This is a genomic window from Clavibacter sp. MX14-G9D, from assembly GCF_032917815.1.
In the GTDB taxonomy this organism is placed as follows: domain Bacteria; phylum Actinomycetota; class Actinomycetes; order Actinomycetales; family Microbacteriaceae; genus Clavibacter; species Clavibacter michiganensis_K.
In genome coordinates this window covers 1-2,002 of the sequence record NZ_JAVCVL010000330.1, presented here as the reverse complement: position 1 = coordinate 2,002, position 2,002 = coordinate 1, and the positions used below count along the sequence as shown (strand labels likewise).

General features: G+C 76.5%; 1 protein-coding gene. It reads left to right on the top strand.

Going from position 1 to position 2,002, the window contains the following annotated elements:
• Positions 1 to 1,963 (top strand): hypothetical protein (locus Q6969_RS15295; RefSeq protein WP_317231212.1); only part of this gene is annotated, 1,963 nt, incomplete at its 5' end.
• Positions 1,964 to 2,002: the final 39 nt, after the last annotated feature.

Below are 2,002 nucleotides of genomic sequence, written 5' to 3'. Positions count from 1 at the left end.
CGCCGGCGCCGCCGCGGCGCCCCGAGCGCACGCGGCCCCCGCCGACGGCGCACCGCTCACGAGCACGGCGCACCTCGACTTCCTGCTCGACCAGGCCACGCCGAGCCCCGTCGCCGGCCACACGACCTACCGTCTGGCCGAGGAGCCCGCGCTCACCATGCCGTGGACCTACGCCGACGCCCGGCCCGGCGGCGCCTTCGCGCGCGTGGGCGGCGGGCCGCTGGATCCCGTCACGGGCGACTGGGGCCAGGGCGCGTACAACACGGACGACATCTCCCGCGCCGCGGTGGTCTACGTGCGCCACTGGCAGCAGACGGGCGACACCGCGAGCCGGGAGCGCGCCTACGAGCTCCTCCGCGCCCTCGCCTACTTCCAGACCACCACCGGCGACGACGCCGGCAACGTGATCCTCTGGATGCAGCCCGACGGCGACTTCAACGAGAGCCCCGAGCCGGTGGAGCTGCCCGACCCGTCGGACTCCGGCGACAGCTACTGGCTGGCACGCAGCCTGTGGGCGTTCGGGGAGGGCTACGCCGCCTTCGCGGACGAGGACCCGGCGTTCGCCGCGTTCCTCCAGGACCGCCTGCAGCTGGGCGTCGCCGCGGTCGACCGGCAGTCGCTCGCGGAGTACCCGCGATACGGCACCGCGGACGGGAAGCGCGTCCCGCTGTGGCTCATCGCCGACGGCGCCGACGCCACGAGCGAGGCCGTGCTCGGCCTCTCCGCCTACCTCGAGGCCGCCCCGGACGACACCGGCGTGGAGGACGCCCTCGGGAAGCTCGCCGAGGGCGTGGCCGTCATGGGCGCTGGCTCCGCGACGGCCTGGCCGTACGGCGCCGTGCTGCCGTGGTCGCTCAGCCGCTCGAACTGGCACGCGTGGGCGTCGCAGATGCCCGCGTCGCTCGCCCGCGCCTCCGACGCGCTCGGCCGCGCCGACCTCCTGGCACCGGCGGTCGCCGACACCGCCGGGTTCACCCCGGTGCTGCTCACCTCGAACGGCCCCGACAACGGCTGGATCCCCACGCCCACGGACCGCGTGCAGATCGCCTACGGCGCCGACAGCCGGCTCCAGTCGCTGCTCGCCGTCGCGGACGTCGGCGACCGACCCGGGCTCCTCCCGCTCGCGGGCATGACGGCCGCGTGGTTCTTCGGCGCCAACGCGTCCGGCGAGCCCGTCTACGACCCGGCGACGGGCGTGACCTACGACGGCGTCCAGCCGGACGGGACCGTCAACCGCAACAGCGGCGCCGAGAGCACCATCCACGGCCTCCTCGCGATGCTCGCCCTCGACGCCCACCCGGAGGTGCGCGCGCAGGCGCTCGGCTCCGCGGAGGTCGTCGCCCGCGACGGGCTCCGGATGGTCGAGGCCGAGACGGCCGCGTCGACCACGGGCACGGTCATCACGCCGGAGTCGTCGTGGACGGGGGAGGCCTCGATCAGCGGATCCCTGCTCGCGCTCGCCAAGGGCCAGGCGGCCGTGCTCGACATCGGCTCCTCCGACCGGGCGCGCATCGTCGAGCCGGTGACCCTGCGGGACGCCGGCGAGGCGCCGATCTCGGTGTGGAAGGCCGGATCCTCGCCCCTCGGTGCCCTGACCGGTCGCGCCGCACCCGAGGGCGTGAGCGCCGGCACGGGCACCCTGCTGCCGCAGCAGCTCGCCGCGTCCGCGCCCGCGGGAGCGACGACCGTGCGCGTGACGGGCTCCGCGGGCGTCACGCGGCTGGACGGCGTGCTCGTCCGGCCGGTGGTGTCGCGGCTGGCGCTCGACGGCACCGCCGGTGCGAGCGAACTGCTCGTCTCCGGATCCCGGATCCGCGAGACCGCCGTGGTCGGCACGGCGGGCGAGCGCGTGCGCGTCGACGTGTTCGGGTCCGACGGCCGGCTCGTCGCGTCGACCACGCAGGCGGGCGGCACCACCGCGAACGTGCGGCCCGGCGGCTTCACCGTGGTGACCCGGGGCTGACGAGCGCCGCGGCGGGCGCGTGCCGTCCGTCGCGGCCCG